Genomic DNA, 17,262 nt, shown 5'->3' on the forward strand with positions numbered 1-17,262 from the left:
GCGGCGTGAGGTGTGGGAAGTCAGTCGGTGGGGTCGAGCGGCACCGTGAGCCGGAGCAGCAGCGCGGCAGCGACGTAGCGCATGCGACCGATGGGGGTCCGCGGGTCGTAGCCGAGCTCGCGGGTCAGTGCGTCGTGGCGGGCCTGGATGCTGGAGTGGTGCATGCCGAGGCGGGTCGACGCGGCACGCATGCTCTCGCACTCGACGAGCGCGAGGAGCACTTCGCGGGCGCGGTCGTCGAGTTGCGCGAGCGCGGTGACGTCGGGGTGAGGGGCTTCGGGGTCATAGGAGAGGGCGAGCCCGAGCATGGCTCCGAGGGTGGTCGAGTCGACGACCGGATCGGCCCTGCTGGTGAGGCGCTGGGCCACCACCGCGCCCTCCCAGGACTCGGGCGCGCGGTCGGCGCGGGTCCAGGTGCCGAGCCCGGCGCGGGCCCCGACGGGTGTCTGTCCGGTGAGGTCGAGGGTGGCTCGCAGCATGCCGTAGCGGGTCGCCACGACGGTCGACGCAGCTCCCTCGATCCGGTCCTCGAGCCGGGTGGCGATCACCCGGATCTGGGCCCCGGGATTGATGCGGAGGCGCGCCAGGGCCGCCGTTCGCTCGCCGTGGGGCGTCGCGTGGTCCAGCACCAGATCGAGGCTGCCGTCACGTCCGCGTTTCGCCTCCAGCAGCTCGACGGCGAGTGCGAGGCGCTCGACGACCATCTCGTCGTTGGCGTGGAGGGTTCCGTCTCGCTCGAGCCACACCCGCGAGTGTGCGCCGGAGCGCTCGGGTGAGCGGCAGGTGCCCGCGGTGGTCTCGCACCTCTTGCCGGACGGGTCGAACCTGCTTACTCGGCCACGGCGCTCGGCCCCGGCCACCGTGCCGCTCAGGGCCGCTGCTGCCCGGAGCAGGGCGTCGAGCCCGACGCCTGCGGCCACGAGCGCATCGAAGTAGGTGACGACCTTCAGGGCCTCGCTTGCTTCGGGATCCAGGGCGGTGAGCCGCCCGAGGAGTTCCTGCATGTGCGCTCCAGCGTCGGGTTGTCCAGCCTAACGCTCCGGCGTCGACCGGCGAGCGCGTGGCTCAGGTAGCGAGGTGTCGCGTGACCCAGCTGTCCCGAGCGGCGATCGCCGCCTGGGAGACCGCAGTGTGCGGGGCGAGCAGGTCGAAGCCATGGAAGCCTCCGGCCCAGACATGCAACTCGCACTGCACGCCGGCCGCCCAGAGACCTGAGGCGTAGCCGACCGCCTCGTCGCGGAAGAGCTCGGCGGATCCGCAGTCGATGAACGCAGGTGGCAGTCCCGTCAGGTCCGTCTCCCGCGCGGGTGCCGCGTAGGGGGACACGGTCCCGGTCCCGCGGCGTTCGCCCAGCAGCGCCTGCCAGCCCACCCGGTTGTGGGCGCGCACCCAGGTGCCGGTGTCGTACTGCTCCGTCGACACGCTCTGGTCCCGGTCGTCCAGCATCGGACAGAGCAGCAGCTGCCCGGCGAGTGGCGGTCCGCCGCGGTCCCGCGCCAGCAGAGCGATGCCCGCGGCGAGTCCGCCGCCGGCACTGGCGCCGGCCACGACGATCCGATCGGGGTCGAGGCCCAGTTGCCTGGCGTTGGCAGCGATCCAGAGCAGGCCGGCGTAGCAGTCCTCGACCGGGTAGGGGTCCGGGAACTCCGGCGCCAGGCGATATTCCACGCTGACCAGCACCGCGTCGTGCTCGACGATCCACGGGAGCATCGGCGCAAGTCCGAGCAGGCGGTCACCGGCGATCATTCCGCCTCCGTGGAGGTGGTAGATGGCGGGGCCGCTGCCGATGTGGTCTGCTCGGGCGAGCACCGTCATGAGCATGTCGTCGCCCAGGAACCCCGGGACGGCGAGGTCGCGACGGGTCACGCCATGCTCGCCCAACAGCTGCTCCGTCAGCGGCATCGGGTTCACCGCCTGGGCCCGGAACGATCGAATCGTCTCCGGGGTGAGGTCAGGGAGCTGGTCGCCCAGCACCGCGAGAACCGCACTCAACTCGGGATCGAAGGGTGGCCGCGGGCGGCTGCTGGTCATCGCGTGCTCCTCACCTCGGCCGGCCTCTCCCCATGCTCTCGCGGATCAGTCGCTCAGCAGGCGCGCAACCCAGTCGCGGCGCGCCGCGACCATCCGCTTGGCGAGGACCGTGTCCGGCGCCGCCAGGTCGAAGCCGTGCCATCCGCCCGGCCAGACGTGCAGCTCGCACTGGACGCCGGCAGCCCACAGCGCGGACGCGTAGGCGACGTCCTCGTCGCGGAAGACCTCAGCAGAGCCGCAGTCGATGAACGCCGGCGGCAGCCCCGACAGGTCGGTCGCGCGTGCCGGGGCGGCATAGATCGACACCTCGTCGGTTCCCACGCGATCGCCGAGCAGGCAGCTCCAGCCCATCCGGTTGCTCGTGCGGTCCCACAGTCCGAGGTCCTCGTACTGCTGGGAGGAGATGGTGCGGTCGCGATCGTCGATCATCGGGTAGACGAGCACCTGGCCGATCAGCTTCGGGCCACGCCTGTCGCGGGCGAGCAGTGCGGTGCCGGCAGCGAGACCGCCACCTGCGCTCGCGCCGGTGATGAGGATCCGGTCCGGGTCGATACCGAGTTCGCCGGCGTTCTCCGCAGTCCAGAGGAGGCCGGCGTAGCAGTCCTCGACCGGGGTCGGGTCCGGGTGCTCGGGGGCCAGGCGGTACTCGACCGTGACGAGCACGGCGTCGTTGTCGAGGACCCAGGGCAGCACGTGCTGGATGCCGGCGAAGCGGTCGCCGGTCACCATGCCGCCGCCGTGGGTGTGGTAGATCCCTGGGCCGGTGCCGGTGTGGTCCTTGCGGGCGATGACGCTGACCAGGATCTCGGCGCCCTCGTAGCCGGTGATCGGCACATCGCGCACGGAGAGCCCCATCGCGTCGTACTCCTCCGGAGTCAGCGCGAACGGCGGAACCTGGCGGATCATCGGGATCATCTCGCGCGTCATGGTCAGGGGGATCTGCTGGCCGATCGCCTCCAGCATCACCTCGAGCTCGGGGTCGAACGGCGGGCGGGGGAGCGCGGTGGTCGTCATGAGGGTCTCCTTCAGCGGTCGGTGGGGGTCTGCGGTGCGAACAGCGCGCGGGTGAGGAACTCGTCGCGGGCTGCGCGGGCAGCGCGCGAGACCGCGGCGTCGGGAGCGTTGAGGTCGAAGCCGTGGTACCCACCACCCCACAGGTGGAGATCGACGAGGACCCCCGCCTGAGAGAGGCGCATCGCGAGCTCGAGCACCGGGTCGCGGAAGCACTCGGAGCCGCCGACGTCGAGGTAGGTGCGCGGCAGCCCGGACAGGTCCGCTGCGCGGGCGGGCACGACGTACGGCGCGATGGTGGTCTCGTCACGATCGGTGCCGAGGACGGCGTCCCACATCCAGGCCATGTCGTTGCGGTCACTCGGGCCGCCGTCGACCATGCGCATGCTGGGCAGGTCGAAGCGGTCATCGGTCATCGGCGCGACGAGCACCTGATGGGTGATAGCGGGGTAGCCCGCGTCCCGCGCCCTCAGCGACACGCCCAGGCCCAGTCCACCGCCGGCGCTGATGCCGGCCACGATGATCCGCTCCGGGTCCACGCCGAGCTCTTGTGCGTTGTCCTCGGCCCAGACCAGGCCGGCGTAGCAGTCCTCGACCTGGGCGGGGGCCGGGTGCTCCGGCGCGAGCCGGTAGCTCACCGAGATGACGACGGCCTCGGACCGCGCCACGTACGGGAGGAACTCGTGCAGGTACATGTAGCGGTTGCCCATCACCAGGCCGCCGCCGTGCATGTTGTAGATCAGCGGGAGGCCGGTCGGGCCGCTCGCCGGGGCGAGGATCGTCACCGTGAGGTCCGGCGCACCCGAGGGGCCGGGGACCTCCCGCTCCGTCACGACCACCGCGCCGTCCGCGGTGAGGTCGGGCACCGGCACGCTCGCGCCCCATGCCCGCAGGTCGTCCAGGGTCTCGCCGCTCACGGCCGGGACGAGCGCGGTCATGGCAGTGAGCACGGCGCCGGCTTCGGGGTCGACCGGCGGGCACACCGGGGTGTCGGCGAACCGCGCACTGACGGTCTCGGTCATGGTGCTCCTTCGGGTGGGGTCGGACTGGTCAGGCGTCCACGACGGGACTGTGCGGGTCGATGAGGATCTTGGCGTGGCGCTCGGGGTCGCCCAGGGCCGCGAAGGCGGACTCGACGCCGTGGAAGCCGACGGTGCCGGTGATCAGCGGGGAGGCCTCGACCATGCCGTCGGCGATCATGTGGAGGGTGTCGCGGAACTCGCCGGGGGTGTAGCCGGTGGAGAAGCGGATGTCGATCTCCTTGGCGATCGCGCGCGACGGCTCGAAGGTGTCCGGCTCGAGGCAGGCGCCGGCCACGATGAGCTGACTCATGAGAGGTGCTGCGGCGAGCAGGCTGTCGATGATGCCGGGCACACCGACGCACTCGAACACGACCGGACCGTTGCCGCCGACATTCAGCTTGTGCATGGCGCGGAACGCCAGCCACCACGGCGCCTTCGGCACCCGGCGCAACTTCTCCATCGCGTCGAACCCCACGTTGAGCAGAGCCGGCACGTTGTCGGGACCCGAAGGGGCCGGATCGGAGGTGAACGGGTCGACCTCGCGCGGGTCGACCACGACGTCGGCACCGCACTGCACGGCCAGCTTGCGCCGCGTGGGGGAGAAGTCGGAGGCGATGATCGTGCGGACACCGGCCGCCTTCAGCGTGGCGATGACCGCCAGGCCCACCGGGCCACAGCCGATGACGTACGCCGTCTGCTTCGTGCCGATCCGGCTCTTGCGGACGGCGTGCCAACCGACCGCCATCGGCTCGGTGAGTGCCGCGTGCTCGGCGGCGAGGCCGTTCGGGACCTCGAACGTGAACGACTCCTGGACCACGATCTGCTCGGCGTAGGCGCCATTGACCTGGCGGGACGAGCCGAGGATGTAGGGAACCCGGTCGTTGCGGATCATGGGCATCGCCACGACCAGGCTGCCCGGCTTCCAGCGCCGGTTCGTCTCGGGACCGTACTCGACGACCTCGCCGCAGAACTCGTGCCCGAAGACGACGGCGTCGGCACGACGGGGCGCGTCGGCGTACCCGACGATGCCGGCCATGTCGGCGAGGGTGTCGGTATGTACCCGCGCATGGAGGTCGGACCCGCAGATGCCCGCCCGCACGACGTTGAGCAGGACCTGCCCTGGCCCGGGCCGCGGTGCAGGGATCTCCTCGACCGTCAGTTCGCCGGACTGGCAGACAACTGCTCTCATCAACTCGGCGCTCATGCCGACACCGGGTTGTGGCCGGAGAGGAGCATCTGCGCGGTCGCGTCCGGCCCGTGCCGGCCGTCGAAGGCCTCGTAGGCCGCCTCGATCCCGGCGGTCTCGGCACGGTAGAGCTCGGCCCACTCACGGTGGGTGACGATGACCGGCTGCTGGTCCTGGAGCGCCTCGACGACCTGACGGCCGACGGCGTCCGGGTCGGCACCCTTGGCCAGGATCGCGTGGTTGGCGTCGACGACGGCCTGATCGATCGGGTGGCCGGTCCTCTTCGCCTCCTCAGCGGCGGCCGTGTAGTTGATCCGCGTCGCCACGGACCCGGGGATGAGGAGGGACACGGCGATGTCGCTGTCGGCGAGCTCCCGGCGGAGGACGTTGGTGAAGCCGACGACGGCGAACTTCGAGGCGGTGTAGGCACCGACGTGCGGCATCGCGATGAGGCCGGAGATCGAGGCGGTGTTGAGGATGACCGCGCGCCCGCCGCGGGCGCGCAAGCGCGGGATGAAGGTCGATGCAGCGAGGAACTGGGCGTCGACGTTCACGCCCTGGACCCACTTCCAGACCTCGAACGGCGTGTCCTCGACGCGCCCGCCGCCGTTCACGCCGGCGATGTTGCACAGGATCGACACCGGGCCCAGCTCGCGCTCCACCTGGTCCGCAGCCGGCTGCCATGCGTTCTGGTCGCTGACGTCCAGGCGTACGCCGGTCGCCGTTCCGCCAGCCTCGGTCAGCTCGCTGACCGCTGCAAGGATGCGCTCCTCGTCGACGTCGGCGACGGCGACCTTGGCTCCTGCTGCGACCAGCGCGCGACTGACGCCCAGCCCGATGCCGGAGGCACCTCCGGTGACGAGCGCGGCTTCTCCTGCGGGCCAAGTCATGACTCACTCCTTCGTGACCGTTGAACCACCGGTGTGGTGGTCCTTCCAGTCTTCGGAGTGGGGGTCCGCAGGAGAACCGCCGACCGCGGCAGATGCGGTGCGGATCACCCGCCAGTCGCGCGGAGGTGCGGTCGCGATCGACGGCGACCAGCGCCCCATGGACGCCGTCAACCGAAGACGATCGACCACCTCGATTCAGCGTGACGATCGGACCCTCCGCGTACGCTCCGGCCATGGCGCCGCCGATCCCGCTTGCATCTATGCTGCCGACAACCTTCGACCCGGCCGCCTGCAAGGTCCATTGCGCCGTGTTCAACGGTCGCGCGTTCCCCATCGACGTTCTGGCGAACGATCCGGCGGAGTGGCAGCGCTGGAACTCGTGGCGACCCGACACGAACGCCTTCAATCGCCAGTTCATATTCTCGCTGGCCCAGGATCGCCACGATTCGTGTCTCTGGCTGTTCGGGGGGATCTGGGAAGTGACCGGGAGACGACCCGAGCCGAGGACCTACTCCTACGACGTGATCCCGCGGGACGACCTGATGGGGCCCTTCATCCGGCGGCTCTACGTCAGGCTGCATCTGGCCGGCCGGCAGCGGCGCCGGAACATGGAGTCCTGCATCGACGAGATGACCGTTTCATCGATCCTCGAGGAAGCGTTCGTCGGCGATCCGTTCCCGGGCCACGACCGCATCAACCACTCCCTCGCCGACCTCCAGATCGTCGTGGGGCAACAGCGACCCGATTGGCGGATCGCGCTCGAGCAGATGAAGGGCGTCTACGTGATCCACGACCAGACGACGGGTGCGCGCTACGTCGGCTCGGCATACGGCGACACCGGGATCTGGCAACGGTGGAGCAACTACGCCGTGACCCTGCACGGCAACAACGTCGGCCTGAAGGAACTCCTGGAGGAGGAAGGTGAGGAGCACTTTCGCACGAACCTGAGGTTCGCGCTGCTCGAGTTCTGGTCGATGCGTACTGACGATTCCCACGTGCTTGAGCGCGAGTCCTATTGGAAGGACGTGCTGCAGGCGCGCTCGCTTGGCCACAACAAGAACTGAGCGCGTCCGGTCGCTTGTACCGTCGTGCGCCGGAGTCAGACGCACTTGGCCCCAAGCGAGCGCGCGAGCCAGGAGGCCTCGATCGACTCGAGCTTCTACGGTGGCCCAGCCACGATCCCGTAGTCGCCGTGAGTGACACGTCAATCGCACCGTCGGATGCCATCCGGGAGAACGCCTCACGAGAAACGCCGCCGGGCGACCCGATAATCACTCGGCGGCGTTTCCGCAGGCAGGCCAACGTTGACGATCAGCGGGGTCGATCGCCAGATCCGAAACCCCAGGCCTGCGGGGGAGTGGAGGTGGAGTCCACCCACTTTGCAGGTGCGGATGACGGGTTGCGCTCGACCGCTATCGGCTCGCCGGCGGCGTGCGCATCGCTCCAGCTCTCTGCGCCTCGTTCACGGAGGTGCGATGCCTAGCCGTCCTCGCTCTCTGATGAGCAGCCCACCGCCGAGCTCGGCGCCAGAGGCTCAGGTGGTTCCACGCAGCAACGTCGCAGGGCCTCACGCCGAGGGATCGGCTGGGCGTCAGGCGGCGCGCAGGGCCGCCAACACCTCGCCGCGCGCTGTGCTGATGTGATCCACCATCGCCGCAGCAGCAGCCTCGCCGTCCCCACGACTGATGGCCTCGATGATCGCGGCGTGCCCGCGGATCGAGGAGTCGTGGAAGACCGTGAACTCCCGCAGGTCCAACCAGGAGAATGCCGCCGCGCGGGCGTCCTCGATCGAGCGCCGCAGCATCGCGTTGGCGCTCATGTGGGCCACGGACAGGTGAAACTCCGAGTCGGCTCTGCGGAACGCGTCCACATCGGTGCTCGAGGCGAGCGCGTCCTGGCAGTCCAGAAGCTTCGCCACGTCGCCGGCGCTCCGCTCGGCTGCGAGCCGGGCCGCCATGCTCTCGACCGCCACCCGGAACTCGAACACCTCGGCCACTTCGCTCACCAGCGTCTCGCTGACGCGGCCGACTTCGCGTGCCGGCGTGGACACCACGGTCCCGCCGCTGCCGCGCTTGGTCACCAGGAGTCCCTCACCCTGGAGCACGCGGAGCGCCTCGCGTACGGTCACGCGCGACACCCCGAGCTCCTCGGCCAGGGTGCGCTCTGAGGGGAGGCGGTCACCGGGGAGCAGCACGCCCAAGGCAAGGGCGCGGCGGACCCGGTCCACCACGGCGGCATAGGCCGGCGGCGTGTGGAGAGGCGCCAGCAGGATGTCGTCGTGCGTCACCCTTGCAGGTTACCCGACGTGGTCCTAGTGTCTGTTGGTATGCAAACCGGACCAAGGGCCACGGTCCCGCTGATCGGCGTGGGCGGGGTCCCCACGCTCGCGACGTGGGGCTATTGGTCCGCTCAGCCCGCGGTCCTGGTCGCTGAGACCTACCTGTCCGCCGTGCACCGGGCCGGCGCGCTGCCGGTCGTCCTCGCCCCTGCGCCGTTGAGCGCGGGTCCTGTTACCGAGGTGCTCCGCGCCCTCGATGGGCTGCTGCTCGCCGGCGGGACCGACGTCGGCGCCGACCGCTATGGGCAGACGCCCGGCCCCAGGCAGGAGGAGACCAGCGCCGTGCGGGACGATTTCGAGCTCGCGCTCGCGACCGCGGCTCTGGAGCAGGACCTCCCCGTCCTCGGGATCTGCCGCGGCCTGCAGATCCTCAACGTCGCCACCGGCGGCACCCTCCACCAGCACCTGCGAGACGAGGGGTACTCCGAGCACCGGCCCGCTCCCGGACGCCTGGACCACGTGACGGAGCACGGCGTGGAGGTCGAGGCCGACAGCATGCTCGGACAGTGCGGTCTCGCCGGACTCCGCACGGTGAACTCCCACCACCACCAAGGCGTCTCGCAGGTCGGCACGGGCGGTCGCGTCGTCGCCCGTTCGGTCCCGGACGGAGCCGTCGAGGCCGTTGAGTGGCCAGCCAAGCATTTCGTGCTCGGTGTGCAGTGGCACCCCGAGCAGCCACCGCTCGACCCGCTCTTCGCCGGCTTCGTCGCCGCCTGCCGCGACCGCATCCCCAGTGCGGCATGACCCACACCCCGAACCGATCCGGAGACATACACACCGTGAGCCAGCCCGTTCTGCCGTTCGTCAACCACCTGCCCGTACGCGTCGAGTTCGGGGAGGGGGCAGCGCTCCGCCTGCCGGCCCTGCTCGAGGACCTCGGCGTCGACCGGATCGCCCTCCTGATCGACGAAGGCCTCGAGCAGTTCAACCCCGCGGCCGCCGCCGTCGTCCGCGCCCTGGACGGGCTCCAGGTGAGCCGCATCGAGAAGCCGGCCGGCGAGCCGACGATCACGATGGTCGACGACGTCGCCGCGCAGATCCGAGAGTCCGGCTGTGGAGCCATCGTCGCGCTCGGCGGAGGCTCCGTGATCGACACCGCCAAAGCGGCTCGTCTCTGTGTGCAGGTGAAGTGCACCTTGAGCGAGTTCCTCCGATCGGCGCGCACCTACCCGGCCCCCGACGTGCCACTCGTCGCCGTCCCGACCAGCGCCGGCACCGGCTCCGAGGTCTCCGGCGGCGCCGTCGTCACCGACACCGAGAACGACCGGAAGTCTGGTATCGCCCACCCGCACCTCCGGGCGCAGCACGCCGTCGTCGACCCCGAGCTGACCTGGAGCATGCCGCCGACGATGACCGCCAACGTCGGGATCGATGCTCTCGCTCAGGGCATCGCCGCCGTGGTCGCCAAGGTGCGCACACCCATCGGCGACGCGATCGCGCTGGAGTCGGTCCGGCTCATGGGCCGGTCCCTGCTCGCGGCGTATCGCGACGGCCAGGACCACACGGCGCGCTCCGAGATGTCGTGCGGCAGCATGATGGCCGGGCTCGCGATGAACATCTCCGACTGCACCGCCGAGCACTCCCTCGGCCAGGCCATCGGCGGCGTGACCGGCGCACCGCACGGCCTGACCATCGGGCTCGTCCTTGCCGAGACCCTCGAGCGCGAGCGGCACCACGTGCCCGACCGGCTCGAACGCGTCGCCGACGCGATGGGCGTGCCCGACGACGGCAGCCGCGACGGATCCCGTCTGGTCCGGGCTGTCCGCGAGCTGCTCGCGGACCTGGAGTTCCCCGTGCTGCGTGATCTCGGGGTGACGGAGTCTGACCTCGACAGTCTCAGCGACGCCGCGCTCGACGACTACTTCCTCACGATGTCGCCGCACCCATGGAGTCGAGACGAGGTGCACGGCGCGTTTCGGGCGGCCCTCGACCTGGAGTCACGCGACACGACGCTGGTGGTGTCGTGACCACCGGCAAGGTCGACCTCGTCGTCGTGGGCGCCGGATTCTCCGGTCTGTACATGTTGCACCGTGCCCGCGAGCTCGAACTCAGCGTCCGCGTCTTCGAACGCGGTGATGGGGTGGGCGGCACGTGGTACTGGAATCGCTACCCGGGCGCCCGCTGCGACATCGAGAGCATCGACTACTGCTACTCCTTCGACAAGGACCTCGTGCAGGAGTGGCGCTGGAGCGAGCGGTATGCCGCGCAGCCTGAGATCCTGCGTTACCTCGAGCATGTCGCAGACCGCTTCGATCTGCGCCGCGACATCACCTTCGGAACAAGCGTCGATGCAGCCACCTGGTGCGAGGAGGAGCACGCCTGGACCGTCACGTGCGACAGCGGCGAGACCGTGACGGCGACCTACGTGGTGATGGCGAGCGGCAACCTGTCCACGATCAAGCGTCCCAGCTTCACCGGGCTCGACGACTTCGAGGGGGAGTGGTACCACACCGGCAGCTGGCCGACCTCGCCCGTCGACCTCAGCGGCAAGCGGGTGGCCGTGGTCGGGACCGGGTCATCCGGGATCCAGACCGTCACCGCGCTCGCCGACCAGGTGGAACAGCTCTACGTGCTGCAGCGCACGCCCAACTACAGCATGCCCGCGCAGAACCATCCGCTCTCCGAGGAGGAGTGGCGACGGGCAGTCGACTCCTGGGACGAGCGGCGCGAGGTCTGCCGCGACTCCGAGAGCGGTGTGCCCGTCGACAGCCCCACCAAGCGGACCGCCGAGGCGAGCCCGGAGGAGCGTCGACAACGCTTCGAGAAGGGCTGGCAGCGCGGCGGCATCAGTGCCCTGTCCTCCGGCTTCACCGACTTCTTCACCGACGACGAGGCCAACCGCATCGCGCAGGACTTCGCCCGGGACAAGATTCGCGAGATCGTCCGGGACGCCGAGGTCGCCTCGCTGCTCTCGCCACGGCACCACATCGGCACGAAGCGCACGTGCACCGACACCGGCTACTTCGAGTGCTTCAACCGCGACAACGTCGAGCTGGTCGACCTCAACGCTCACCCGATGCAGCGGATCACTGCGGCCGGGATCGCGTTGGCGGGCAGGTCGCTCGAGGTCGACGTGATCGTGTTCGCCATCGGGTTCGACGCGATCACCGGCGCTCTCACCGAGGTCGACCTCACCGGGGTCGGGGGAGTTTCGCTCGAGCAGCGATGGCGGCACGGGCCGCGCACCTACCTGGGACTGCAGTCCGCCGGGTTCCCGAACCTGTTCATGGTCACCGGTCCGGGCAGCCCGTCCGTGCTGAGCAACATGGTCGTCTCCATCGAGCAGCACGTCGACTGGATCGCCGACTGCATAGCCCACCTGCGCGAGCGCGGCCTCGATCGCATCGAGGCCGAGCCCCGGGCCGAGGCGCAGTGGATGGAGCACGTGGCAGACCTCGCTGCCGACACGCTCTACCCACAGGCCACCTCGTGGTACGTCGGCGCCAACATCCCCGGCAAGCCGCGGGTGTTCATGCCCTACGTCGCCGGCTGCGGGCAGTACCGCCGCGAAGCCCGCGAGGTCGTCCTCCGCGACTACGAAGGCTTCATCCTGGACGACCCCAGCCCCGACGCCGAACAGGAAGTGAGCGCATGAGTGACCTCCAGAGCGAGCTCCGGGCGGACGCCGACCTCGTCGGCATCCTGGAGCGCCGCGGCGTCCGCACCGTCGTCCTCGGGGGCAGCGACACCCACGGCGTGATGCGCGGCAAGCGGATCCCGCTCGCGCAGCTCGGCCGCGTACTGGAGCACGGCCTGCCCCTGTGCGACGTCTTCTGGGTCATGCACGTCGACGAGTCGGACCTCGTCGCGAGGCCAGAGGGCCACGAGGGCTACTTCCCGACCGAGCGCAACGGCTACCCCGACATCGTCGCCAAGCCGGACCTCTCGACCGCGCGCATCGTGCCCTGGCACGCGGACACGGTGCTGCTGCTCAGCGACTGGCACCTGCCGCACGACGGCGGACCGGTGCCCATCTCTCCGCGGTCCGTGCTCTCCCGGGTCGTCGAGCGCAGCCGCACCCTGGGCTACGAGCCGGTGAGCGCGCTCGAGCTCGAGTTCTACGTCCTGCGCGAGAAGGTCGGCACCCTGCACCACAAGCGTGCCGAGGACCTCGTGCCGCTGCAGGAGGCGCCGAGCACGTACGGCGTCGTGCTCGGTTCGCATCAGGAGGGCGTCGGGGCCCTGATCCGAGACGCGATGCTCGCCTACGACCTGCCTGTCGAGGCCTGCAACCCCGAGACCGGACCGGGCCAGTTCGAGATCAACCTGCGCTACGGACGGTCGGTGAAGGCCGCGGATGACGCCTTCCTCTTCAAGTCCGCGGTGAAGGAGGTGGTCGGGCAGCACGACCTGCTCGCCACCTTCATGGCCAAGCCGGCCAGCAGTTGGGCCGGCAACAGCTGCCACCTGCACGTCAGCCTGCGCGACGAGGACGACCGCGGAGCCTTCCACGATGCTGCCTCCCCGCACGAGATCTCGACCACGATGCGGCACTTCGCCGGCGGAGTGCTCAGCACGATGGCCGAGCTGACGGCGCTGATGGCGCCGACACCCAACTCCTACCGCCGCTACGTGCCGTACTCCTGGGCGGGCACGACCGCCACATGGGGCATCGACAACCGTTCGGTGGGGCTCCGGGCGATCTGCGAGGGGCCTGACGGCACGCGCCTCGAGCACCGGCAGCCCGGCGGCGACGCCAACCCCTACATCGCCTCCGCGGCGCTCCTCGCTGGAGGGATGCACGGCGTCGAGCAGAAGATCGAACCCCCCGACCCGGTCGACCTCGACGTCTACGCGCTGCCGCAGGGGGAGGTGCCGCTCCTTCCGTCGAGCCTGGGCGAGGCACTCGACCTCCTCGAGCGCAGCGAGGTCGCCCGCGACTGGCTCGGGGCCGACTTCGTCAGCCACTACGTCGAGATGAAGCGCGCCGAGCTCCGGGCCCAGGCTGTCGCAGTCACCGACTGGGAAGTGGCTCGGTACCTCGAGCCGCTGTGATGAGCCGGCCCAGTCTGCACCTCCTGCCGCTCGCCGAGGCGCGGGCGGTCTACGAGCAGGAGTGCGCCGCGGCCTCCGGCATCGGGCCGCGGCTCGCGGAGGTGCTCGACGTCCGGGTCGCGCCCGGCGTCCCGGCCCGGCTCTACCGTCCGACGTCCGGGGTCGTCCCGGTCGTCGTGTACCTGCACGGAGGCGGGTGGGTCCTCGGCAGCATCGAGACCCACGACCGGATGTGCCGGGAGCTGGCCGCGCGCAGCGGGTGTGCGGTGCTCAGCGTCGGCTACCGGCGCGCCCCCGAGCACCCCTATCCGGCCCCCGTCGACGACGCCGAGTGCGCCGTCGGGTGGGTGCGGTCGATCGGCGCCGCGCACGGGCTGGACGCCGGGCGTCTCGCCGTGGCTGGCGACAGCGCCGGGGGCAACCTCGCCGTCGCGCTGGCCCTGCGCTGCCGCGCCGCCGGCGTACCGCTCCGGCTGCAGCTCCTGTTCTATCCGGTCACCACGACCGACCTCGAGGCCGGCGTCGACCCGGCGCTCGACGGCGTGGTGCTCTCGCGCGACGAGCTGGAGTCGCACCAGGACCGCTATCTTCCCCGGCTGGTGGACCGTCGGCTGCCGGAGACGTCACCGCTGGACCACGCCCACCTCGCCGGGTTGCCGCCCGCTGTCGTGCTCGTCCCCGAACGGGATCCGATCAAGCCCCAAGGCGTCGCCTACGCCGCGGCCCTGAGGGCCAGCGGTGTCGAGGCGGCCTTGCACACCTACTCAGGGGAGACGCATGGCTTCGCCCAGTTCCCCGAGCAGTGCCCGCGCAGCGCCGCGGCACTCGGCCACGCGGCCGACGCCGTCCGCTCCGCTCTCGGATCTCACATCCGCTCCGACACGAAGGTGAAGTGATGACAAGTCAGCCCAAGTCCCACGGGGAGTTCTCGTCCTCCCCGCACGGGGAGATGACGCCGGCACAAGTCAGCCAGGACCCGGGCCTGCGCCGCGACGCGATCGACTGGAAGCAGGTCGCCGTGCTGTCCATCGCCGGCTGCGGCCCGGCGTCCGTCATCGCGCTCAACCTGCAGTTCATGGGGGCCTTCGCCGGCGCAGCCCTCGTGCTCGCCTTCCTCATCGTCTGGCCGGGCATCCTCCTGCTGGTCAACACGTTCGCCGAGTTCTCCAAGCGGCTGCCGACCACGGGCGGCCTCTACACGTGGAACTCGCGGGCCTGGGGCAAGAACATCGGGTTCGTCTACGGCTGGACCTTCATCGGCGCCTACATGGTGTTCTCCGCCGCCGGATTCGCCGTCTTCGGAGGCTGGGTAGAGCAGTGGCTCGACTCCCAGTTCGGGATCAGCCTCCCCTGGTGGCTGTTCACCGCCGTCGCACTCGCCTACGTGTGCGCCCTGGCCTACCTCGGCATCTCTCAGTCGCTGCACGCCGCGCTGAGCCTGCTGGCGATCGAGGTCGTCGTGCTGCTCTCGCTCGCGCTCTACATCCTCATCACGGGTCCCTCCGACGGCAGCTCGCTGGGCATCGAGCCGTTCACCCCCGGCGCGGCCGGAGCGGCCGGATGGTCCGGCATCGGGTTGGCCATGACGTACGCCGTGCTGTCCCACGTCGGCATCGAGGAGGGTGCGACCCTGGGCCAGGAGGTCAAGGACGCTCGTCGTGGGATCCCGAAGGGGCTCTGGGTCGCGGCGATCCTGGTGCCGGCGTTCTATGTGCTCGTCAGCTACGCGATGGTCTACGGCTATGGCATCGACGCGATGGACGAGTTCGGGCTGGACCCGGCTCCGTTGCAGACGATCGCGCAGGACTACTGGGGTGACGTCGGCCTGGCCATCGTGGTGATCGCGACCTTGAGCAGCATCCTCGCGTTCAGCCAGACCGCCTTCATCGCCGGCGCGCGTGTGCTCTACACCCTGGGACGCGAAGGCGTGCTCCCACGGTGGCTCGGCGGGGTCTCGTCCCGCTCCACCCCGGCACGCGCCATCGTCGTGATGGGCGTGGTCTCGATCGTGCTCGGCGTCCCGCTCGCGTTCATCTCAGGCCCGTTCAACGTGTGGGGCTACTTCGGCTTTCTGATCTCCATCGCCTTCCTGGTGTCCTACATCTTCACCAACGCTGGAATGATCCGGTTCATGCGCTCGATCGGCGAGTTCCACTGGTTCCGCCACGGCGTGCTGGGCGTGGTCGGGTCGCTGATCTTCGTCTACCCGCTGTACAAGACGGTGTGGCCGCTGCAGGACGGCACCTACGGCGTCCTGCCCTTCGTCTACCTCGGCTGGATCGTCCTGGGCGTGCTGTTCCTGCTCTACACCCGCGCCAAGCGGCCCGAGGTGCTCGACTCCATCGGCACCTTCCTGGCCGAGGGCGACGACAGCATCCCCGAGCCGCACCCCGTGCACCGGCACGCACCCGACGAGGACAGGCGCGCGTGACCCGACGCGCACGCGACCTGGGCATCCGCCCAGGAAGTGGCCGACCCGGGCGCTGGAACGCCATCACCGACGTTCCGGGCGTACGGGTCGGCCAGGTCACCCTCGTCGACGGCGACGGACCGCTCGCCGTCGGCCAGGGACCGGTGCGCACCGGAGTGACCGTCGTCCTGCCACGCGACGAGCCCGCGTGGCAGGAGCCGGTCTTCGCCGGGCTGCATGCCCTCAACGGCAACGGCGAGCTCACCGGTGCCACCTGGCTGGGGGAGTCGGGCCTGTTGATGTCACCGGTCGCGATCACCTCCACGCACGCTGTGGGCGTCGTCCGGGACGCCCTCATCGCAGCGGAGACCTCGGCGCGGCCGGCCGGCTTCCCCTTCTGGAGGCTGCCGGTCGTCGCCGAGACGTGGGACGGCGTGCTCCACGACATCAACGGCGGACACCTCACCGCGGACCACGTCCGCGAGGCCCTCGACATCGCCACGGGAGGTGCGGTCGCCGAGGGCGGCGTCGGTGGCGGGACCGGGATGATCTGCCACGGCTTCAAGGGTGGGACCGGGACGTCGTCGCGGGTCCTCGAGCCCGAGGCGGGCGGCTACACCGTCGGTGTCCTGGTGCAGGCCAACCACGGCCGGCGTGAACGACTCACGATCGACGGGGTCCCCGTCGGTCGCGCGATCGGACTCGACGTCGTCCCGGAGCCCGAGATGCCCGAGCTCCCTGCGGGCCGGTCCGGTGGCGGTTCGATCGTCGTCGTCGTGGCCACCGATGCGCCGCTGCTTCCGCACCAGTGCCGTGCGCTGGCCCAGCGCGCCGGCCTCGGGGTCGCGCGGACCGGAGGTGCCGGGGAGAACTGGTCGGGCGACATCTTCCTCGCCTTCGCGACCCGCAACCGTGGCCTGCCCAACGGCGACTACGGATCCGAGTCGCCGGTCGAGGTGCCGCTCACCATGGTGGCCAACGCCCACCTGGACCCGTTGTACGACGCCGTCATCGAGGCCACCGAGGAAGCGATCGTCAACGTCCTCGTGGCCGCCCAGACCATGGTCGGCCGCGACGGCATCGTCGCCCACGGCCTGGACCCCGACCTCCTGCAGAGCGTGCTGGCGCAGGGCCGTCCTACTGCCGCGGTGCCTCACCCAGGACAGGTGCCCTGACCCATGACCTCGCAGCATTCGGTCGTCGAGCGTCACGCTGGTGCCGTCCGGTTGCGGCAACGCATAGACAGGCGCGCTGGGCTCGAGTCGCGCCATGGCCGCAACGTAGCGGGCGTGTCGCGCAGCGCCGGGACGTGTCGCGTCCGATCTATCGACTATTGCGTTTGCTTCGTTCATTGCGAATAATGCGTGAAGGAAGGAGTC

General features: G+C 70.3%; 15 protein-coding genes. 8 read left to right on the plus strand and 7 right to left on the minus strand.

Annotated elements, in window-relative coordinates; all coding sequences use genetic code 11:
• Nucleotides 1-20 precede the first annotated feature (20 nt).
• From WMR31_RS07505 to WMR31_RS07530, 6 genes are all read right to left on the minus strand, one after another.
• Nucleotides 21-1,004, minus strand: a complete 984-nt coding sequence (locus WMR31_RS07505; protein ID WP_340538165.1) for a hypothetical protein — start codon at nt 1,002-1,004, stop codon at nt 21-23.
• Between the two features lie 61 nt (nt 1,005-1,065).
• Nucleotides 1,066-2,031: an alpha/beta hydrolase gene (locus WMR31_RS07510; protein ID WP_340538166.1), complete on the minus strand. Its 966-nt coding sequence runs from the start codon at nt 2,029-2,031 to the stop codon at nt 1,066-1,068.
• 45 nt (nt 2,032-2,076) lie between these two features.
• Nucleotides 2,077-3,045 (minus strand): alpha/beta hydrolase, encoded by a 969-nt coding sequence (locus WMR31_RS07515; protein ID WP_340538167.1) that lies wholly within the window; start codon nt 3,043-3,045, stop codon nt 2,077-2,079.
• 11 nt (nt 3,046-3,056) lie between these two features.
• Entirely contained in the window at nt 3,057-4,064 is a 1,008-nt protein-coding gene (locus WMR31_RS07520; RefSeq protein WP_340538168.1) for an alpha/beta hydrolase, read from the minus strand.
• Between the two features lie 28 nt (nt 4,065-4,092).
• Nucleotides 4,093-5,268: a zinc-binding dehydrogenase gene (locus WMR31_RS07525; RefSeq protein ID WP_340538169.1), complete on the minus strand. Its 1,176-nt coding sequence runs from the start codon at nt 5,266-5,268 to the stop codon at nt 4,093-4,095.
• Entirely contained in the window at nt 5,265-6,140 is an 876-nt protein-coding gene (locus WMR31_RS07530; RefSeq protein ID WP_340538170.1) for an SDR family NAD(P)-dependent oxidoreductase, read from the minus strand. The genes WMR31_RS07525 and WMR31_RS07530 overlap by 4 nt, the downstream gene beginning before the upstream one ends.
• A 233-nt stretch (nt 6,141-6,373) precedes the next feature.
• Here WMR31_RS07530 and WMR31_RS07535 point away from each other — a divergent pair, with 233 nt between their 5' ends.
• Nucleotides 6,374-7,204, plus strand: a complete 831-nt coding sequence (locus WMR31_RS07535) for a GIY-YIG nuclease family protein (protein WP_340538171.1) — start codon at nt 6,374-6,376, stop codon at nt 7,202-7,204.
• Nucleotides 7,205-7,731: 527 nt separating this feature from the next.
• Here WMR31_RS07535 and WMR31_RS07540 read toward each other — a convergent pair.
• Nucleotides 7,732-8,427: a FadR/GntR family transcriptional regulator gene (locus WMR31_RS07540; protein WP_340538172.1), complete on the minus strand. Its 696-nt coding sequence runs from the start codon at nt 8,425-8,427 to the stop codon at nt 7,732-7,734.
• Nucleotides 8,428-8,466: 39 nt separating this feature from the next.
• Here WMR31_RS07540 and WMR31_RS07545 point away from each other — a divergent pair, with 39 nt between their 5' ends.
• Genes WMR31_RS07545 through WMR31_RS07575 form a run of 7 tightly spaced genes read left to right on the plus strand, consistent with a single transcriptional unit; the run spans nt 8,467 to nt 17,058 of the window.
• Nucleotides 8,467-9,222: a gamma-glutamyl-gamma-aminobutyrate hydrolase family protein gene (locus tag WMR31_RS07545; RefSeq protein WP_340538173.1), complete on the plus strand. Its 756-nt coding sequence runs from the start codon at nt 8,467-8,469 to the stop codon at nt 9,220-9,222.
• 35 nt (nt 9,223-9,257) lie between these two features.
• The gene (locus tag WMR31_RS07550) at nt 9,258-10,445 is read left to right on the plus strand and encodes an iron-containing alcohol dehydrogenase family protein (RefSeq protein ID WP_340538174.1); all 1,188 of its coding nucleotides are present in this window, start codon (nt 9,258-9,260) and stop codon (nt 10,443-10,445) included.
• On the plus strand, nt 10,442-12,073 hold the full coding sequence (locus tag WMR31_RS07555; protein WP_340538175.1) for a flavin-containing monooxygenase: 1,632 nt from the start codon (nt 10,442-10,444) through the stop codon (nt 12,071-12,073). The genes WMR31_RS07550 and WMR31_RS07555 overlap by 4 nt, the downstream gene beginning before the upstream one ends.
• A complete protein-coding gene (locus WMR31_RS07560) occupies nt 12,070-13,473 on the plus strand; it encodes a glutamine synthetase family protein (protein ID WP_340538176.1) in 1,404 nt (467 codons plus the stop codon). The genes WMR31_RS07555 and WMR31_RS07560 overlap by 4 nt, the downstream gene beginning before the upstream one ends.
• Nucleotides 13,473-14,369: an alpha/beta hydrolase gene (locus WMR31_RS07565; RefSeq protein ID WP_340538177.1), complete on the plus strand. Its 897-nt coding sequence runs from the start codon at nt 13,473-13,475 to the stop codon at nt 14,367-14,369. Before WMR31_RS07560 ends, WMR31_RS07565 begins: the two co-directional genes overlap by 1 nt.
• The gene (locus WMR31_RS07570; RefSeq protein WP_340538178.1) at nt 14,369-15,904 is read left to right on the plus strand and encodes an APC family permease; all 1,536 of its coding nucleotides are present in this window, start codon (nt 14,369-14,371) and stop codon (nt 15,902-15,904) included. The genes WMR31_RS07565 and WMR31_RS07570 overlap by 1 nt, the downstream gene beginning before the upstream one ends.
• Nucleotides 15,901-17,058, plus strand: a complete 1,158-nt coding sequence (locus WMR31_RS07575) for a DmpA family aminopeptidase (RefSeq protein ID WP_340538179.1) — start codon at nt 15,901-15,903, stop codon at nt 17,056-17,058. The genes WMR31_RS07570 and WMR31_RS07575 overlap by 4 nt, the downstream gene beginning before the upstream one ends.
• Nucleotides 17,059-17,262 lie beyond the last annotated feature (204 nt).

The sequence above is a fragment of the Nocardioides epinepheli genome, from assembly GCF_037936805.1.
In the GTDB taxonomy this organism is placed as follows: Bacteria; Actinomycetota; Actinomycetes; order Propionibacteriales; family Nocardioidaceae; genus Nocardioides.

What these genes read in the sequence shown, in the direction of transcription:
- WMR31_RS07520 (WP_340538168.1), bottom strand. Translation starts at nt 4,064, where the DNA reads ATGACCGAGACCGTCAGTGCGCGGTTCGCCGACACCCCGGTGTGCCCG.
- WMR31_RS07525 (WP_340538169.1), bottom strand. Translation starts at nt 5,268, where the DNA reads ATGAGCGCCGAGTTGATGAGAGCAGTTGTCTGCCAGTCCGGCGAACTG.
- WMR31_RS07565 (WP_340538177.1), top strand. Translation starts at nt 13,473, where the DNA reads ATGAGCCGGCCCAGTCTGCACCTCCTGCCGCTCGCCGAGGCGCGGGCG.
- WMR31_RS07570 (WP_340538178.1), top strand. Translation starts at nt 14,369, where the DNA reads ATGACAAGTCAGCCCAAGTCCCACGGGGAGTTCTCGTCCTCCCCGCAC.
- WMR31_RS07560 (WP_340538176.1), top strand. Translation starts at nt 12,070, where the DNA reads ATGAGTGACCTCCAGAGCGAGCTCCGGGCGGACGCCGACCTCGTCGGC.
- WMR31_RS07510 (WP_340538166.1), bottom strand. Translation starts at nt 2,031, where the DNA reads ATGACCAGCAGCCGCCCGCGGCCACCCTTCGATCCCGAGTTGAGTGCG.
- WMR31_RS07530 (WP_340538170.1), bottom strand. Translation starts at nt 6,140, where the DNA reads ATGACTTGGCCCGCAGGAGAAGCCGCGCTCGTCACCGGAGGTGCCTCC.
- WMR31_RS07545 (WP_340538173.1), top strand. Translation starts at nt 8,467, where the DNA reads ATGCAAACCGGACCAAGGGCCACGGTCCCGCTGATCGGCGTGGGCGGG.
- WMR31_RS07505 (WP_340538165.1), bottom strand. Translation starts at nt 1,004, where the DNA reads ATGCAGGAACTCCTCGGGCGGCTCACCGCCCTGGATCCCGAAGCAAGC.
- WMR31_RS07535 (WP_340538171.1), top strand. Translation starts at nt 6,374, where the DNA reads ATGGCGCCGCCGATCCCGCTTGCATCTATGCTGCCGACAACCTTCGAC.
- WMR31_RS07515 (WP_340538167.1), bottom strand. Translation starts at nt 3,045, where the DNA reads ATGACGACCACCGCGCTCCCCCGCCCGCCGTTCGACCCCGAGCTCGAG.